Origin of the sequence: Streptomyces sp. YS-3, assembly GCF_045257485.1 — a bacterium.
GTDB lineage: Bacteria > Actinomycetota > Actinomycetes > Streptomycetales > Streptomycetaceae > Streptomyces.
This window is the reverse complement of record NZ_JBJHPC010000599.1, coordinates 1-4228: the sequence shown is the minus strand read 5'-3', so window position 1 is coordinate 4228 and position 4228 is coordinate 1. Positions and strand designations below refer to the sequence as shown.

The window sequence follows — 4228 nt, the reverse complement described above, 5'->3', positions numbered from 1 at the left end:
CCCCCACACCAACCCCGAGGAGTCCAAGTGATGCGTTTCCCGCGCGCTTCGAGCCTGATCGGCATACCCGCCCTCGCGCTCCTGGCGCTGAGCGTCTCCGCGCCGCACGGGTCCCCACCGGCCGCGACCGCCGCCCAGCCGGTGGCGAAGGCCGCAGCGCTCCCGGCCTTCGACCACGTGGTGGTCGTGCTGTTCGAGAACAAGAACTACAGCTCCCTCACCAGCTCCAGCGCCCCGTACTTCACCAACCTCGCCTCCCAGGGGACCCTCTTCACCAAGTCGTTCGCCCTCACCCACCCCAGTCAGCCCAACTACATCGGCCTCTTCTCGGGCTCCCAGCAGGGCGTCAGCAACGACGACTGCCCCAAGAACTTCCGCACCGGCAACCTGGGGCAGCAGCTCCTGAGCGCGGGCAAGACCTTCAAGGGCTACTCCGAGGCCCTGCCCAGCGCCGGATACACCGGGTGCAGCAGCGGCAAGTACCGCCGCAAGCACGCCCCCTGGGTGGACTTCCCCACCGTGAACGGCGCCTCGTACAACGTGCCGTTCTCCAGCTTCCCCAGCGACTACACCAAGCTGCCCAGCGTGGCGTTCGTGACGCCGGACATGTGCAACGACATGCACGACTGCTCCATCGGCACCGGCGACTCCTGGCTGAAGAGCAGGCTGGACGGCTACGCCCAGTGGGCCAAGACCCACAACAGCCTCCTCGTCGTCACCTTCGACGAGGACCACTCCACCTCCGTCAACCAGATCTACACCGCGTTCGTGGGCGCCCACGTCAAAGCCGGCTACAGGTCCACCACGCAGCTCAACCACTACGGCCTGCTGCGCACCCTGGAGGACATCCACGGGCTGCCGGCGCTCGGCAGCGCCGCCGACAAGTCCCCGGTGACGGACGCCTGGACCACCTCCTGACGGGGGGAGGCGAGGGCCGCGACTGATCCGCGGCCCTCCGGCCGGTGTCCCGGGCCACCGCAGCCCCGGGACACCGGCTCCCGTCCCGTCCACCCCGGTATCCGTCCGTCCCGGTATCGGCACACCCCGCGAGGAGGCGGCCCCGCCGTGTATCTCTCCACCATCGACCGGCCCTCGCGCGGCGGCGCGGGCCCAGGCCGCCGCGGCACGCTCACGGCCGTCGGCACCAACGTCCTGGCGCTCGGCACGGTGAGCCTGCTCACCGACATCTCCTCGGAGATGGTCACGGCCGTGCTGCCGCTCTACTTCGTCCTCACCCTGCACCTCGGCCCGGCGGCGTACGGCGTGATGGACGGCCTCTACACCGGGGCGACCGCGTTGTTGCGCCTGGTCGGCGGCTATGTGGCGGACCGGTTCCGTACCCGCAAGGCCGTCGCGGCGGCGGGCTACGGCCTGTCGGCGCTCGCCAAGCTGGGCCTGATCGCGGCCGGGAGCGTCCCGGCGCTCGGCGCGGTCCTCGTCGCCGACCGCGCGGGCAAGGGCCTGCGCACCGCGCCCCGCGACGCCCTGATCACCCTCTCGGTGCCGGAGCGGCTGCTCGGCCGGGCCTTCGGGGTGCACCGCGCGATGGACAGCGCGGGGGCGTTCGCCGGGCCGCTGGTCGCACTCGCCGTGCTGTCGGCGGCGGGCACGACGACCTCGCGGGCCTTCTCCGCGCTCTTCTTCACCAGCTTCTGCGTCGCGGCGGCGGCCCTGCTGGTGCTCGCGGTCTTCACCCGCGACCGGGTGGGGCCCCGACCGCCGACCGCCGCTGCCCCCTCACCTCGGGCCGCGCTCGGGCTGCTGCGTGGCCGCGCCACCCGACGGCTGCTGTACGCGGCCACCGCGCTGGGCCTGAGCACGGTCGGGGACGGCTTCGTCTATCTGGTACTGCTGCGCCGCCAGGGCTTCTCCACCGGCTGGTTCCCCTGGCTCGCGGTGGGCACCAGCCTGGTCTACCTCCTGCTCGCCCCGCCGCTCGGCGCGCTCGCCGACCGCTACGGGCGCGCGGTGATGCTGCGCTGGGGCTATCTGGCGCTCGGCGCGGTGTATCTGCTGCTCGGCAGCCCCCTCTCCGGCACCGCGGTGACAGTGGCCTGCCTCTGCCTGTACGGGGCGTTCTACGCGGCCACGGACGGCGTCCTGATGGCGCTCGCGGCCCCGGCCTTCCCCGAGGCGCTGCGCACGACCGGCCTCGCCTGCGTCCAGACCGCCCAGGCCCTCGCCTACTTCGCCTCGTCCGTCGCCTTCGGCCTCGCCTGGGCCGCCTGGGGCCCGGCGGCTGCGTCCCGGTGCGCCGTGGTCGCGGTGGCGGCGGCTGCGGGCGTCTCGATCACGGCCCTGCGGGGCCACCGTACGAAGGAGACCGCCTCATGACCGCCCGGACCACCTGGCTCGCCGCTCTCTCGCGCTCGCCCCGCCGACGGGTCGCCAGCGCCGCGGTCGGTTTCACGGCACTGGCGGTACTGGCCGGTGCGGCCATCGTGGCGGCCCGGCCGGACACCCCCGCCGAGGTGGCCGGGCAGCGCGCGGTGTCGCTGCTGTCGGGGCCGCCGTCCGTTCAGGAGGGGCCGGGTGTCGCGGCCCTGAGCACCGCGTCCGACAGCCACGGACGGCTGATCTCGGTGTCGGCGGGCGCGTCCAGGGCGGGCGTCTCCCGGGCGAGCGCGTCCAGGGCAGTCGCGCGCCTGACGTGCGCGCGCTTCCACGCGGCGGCCGGGACGGGTCTGTGTCTGCGCCTGGACGGCGACCTGACCACCTATCAGCTCACGGTCCTCGACTCCGGGCTCCGGGTGCGCAGCCAGATCCCGCTGGTGGGTGTGCCCAACCGGGCCCGTGTGTCACCGAGCGGGCATCTGGTGTCCTGGACGGTGTTCGTCACCGGCGACTCCTACAACGGCGGGCGCTTCTCCACCCGGGTCGGCATCCTCGACACCCGCACCGACACGCTCGTCCCCACCCTGGAGGACTGGTCGGTCACGGTCGCGGACCGGCCCTACCACGCCAAGGACCTCAACTTCTGGGGCGTCACCTTCGCCTCCGACGACCGCCACTTCTACGCCACCATGTCCACGGCGGGCCACCGCTATCTGGTGCACGGGGACCTCGGCACCCACCGGCTGACCACCGTGCGCGACGGTGTGGAGTGCCCGTCCCTGTCCCCCGACGGCACCCGCGTCGCCTTCAAGTCCGCCCGCGACGGCGACCCCCGCCACGGCTGGCGCCTGTCGGTACTGGACCTCGCCACCGGACACGTCACCGCACTCGCCGAGGAGCGCAGCGTCGACGACCAGGCGGTGTGGCTCGACTCCCGCACGGTCGCCTACGGGCTGCGCCGCGGCAGGGACCACTCCGACGTGTGGCAGACCCCGGCCGACGGAACGGGCCGCCCGCATGTCCTGATCCCGGACGCGGAGTCCCCGGCGACGCTCACCACGCCCTGACGCCCGCGGTCGTCCGCCGACGGCTACAGGTCGTGCACCGCCGTACGGGCGAGGGAGCTCTCGACGAGGCTTACGCCCCGGTTCCGCTCTGCGTCCAACCACGTCGAAGATCTTTCATTAGGGGTTGTCAGGGGCGCGGGGAACTGCGCGCTCAGCCATCCACGGTCCGCAGCCGGGTGGGCGTCGCAATTTGGACGGTGGTCCCCAGGGGCGCGGGGAACTGCGCGACCGGCCACCCACGGTCCGCAGTCGGGCAAGTCGGTTAAGGGGGTCCGGTCGGCCGGGGCCGGTGCCGGGGACACTGGTGGCAACCGTGCGTACGCACGGCCCCCACCGAGGGAGAGCCACCGTGACACCCGCCGAGTGCCTGACCATCCTGACCACGACCGACAGCCGCCCCACCGCGGACGCGCTGGCCCGGGGCGCGGTCGAGGCCCGTCTCGCCGCCTGTGCGCAGATCACCGGCCCGGTGACCTCCGTCTACCGCTGGCGGGGCGCCGTCGAGACCGCCGAGGAGTGGCGGGTCGAGTTCAAGACGGCCGCCGCCCGGTACCCGGACCTGGAGCGCCATCTGCTCGCCGCCCACCCCTACGAAACGCCGGAGATCATCGCGACCCCCGTGGTGCGCGGCAGCGCCGACTACCTGGCCTGGCTCGCGGCGGAGACGGCGTGACGGCCGACGCACCGGACGCCCCCGCCCCCGCCCCCGGGCCCGAACCAGGTCTGCCGTTCTTCGTCTACGGCACCCTGCGCCCCGGCGAGCGCTACTACCGGCTGCTGCTGACCGGCCGCACCGCGCGCGAGGCGCCCGCGCGGCTGCCGGGAGC

5 protein-coding genes are annotated in these 4228 nt (G+C 73.5%); all 5 read left to right on the top strand.

Annotation, left to right across the window (positions count from 1 at the left end; translation table 11 throughout):
* The first annotated feature begins 30 nt into the window (after positions 1-30).
* A complete protein-coding gene (locus ACJA3G_RS31525; RefSeq protein ID WP_406556457.1) occupies positions 31-918 on the top strand; it encodes an alkaline phosphatase family protein in 888 nt (295 codons plus the stop codon).
* Between the two features lie 147 nt (positions 919-1065).
* Entirely contained in the window at positions 1066-2334 is a 1269-nt protein-coding gene (locus tag ACJA3G_RS31520) for an MFS transporter (RefSeq protein WP_406556456.1), read from the top strand.
* Positions 2331-3401, top strand: a complete 1071-nt coding sequence (locus ACJA3G_RS31515; protein WP_406556455.1) for a hypothetical protein — start codon at positions 2331-2333, stop codon at positions 3399-3401. The genes ACJA3G_RS31520 and ACJA3G_RS31515 overlap by 4 nt, the downstream gene beginning before the upstream one ends.
* 349 nt (positions 3402-3750) lie before the next feature.
* The gene (cutA, locus tag ACJA3G_RS31510; RefSeq protein ID WP_406556454.1) at positions 3751-4074 is read left to right on the top strand and encodes a divalent-cation tolerance protein CutA; all 324 of its coding nucleotides are present in this window, start codon (positions 3751-3753) and stop codon (positions 4072-4074) included.
* Positions 4071-4228 (top strand): gamma-glutamylcyclotransferase (locus tag ACJA3G_RS31505; protein ID WP_406556458.1); only part of this gene is annotated, 158 nt, incomplete at its 3' end. The genes cutA and ACJA3G_RS31505, both read left to right, overlap by 4 nt.

Excerpts from the sequence above, each read along its gene's own strand:
- ACJA3G_RS31515 (WP_406556455.1), top strand. The coding sequence starts at position 2,331 with ATGACCGCCCGGACCACCTGGCTCGCCGCTCTCTCGCGCTCGCCCCGC.
- ACJA3G_RS31525 (WP_406556457.1), top strand. The coding sequence starts at position 31 with ATGCGTTTCCCGCGCGCTTCGAGCCTGATCGGCATACCCGCCCTCGCG.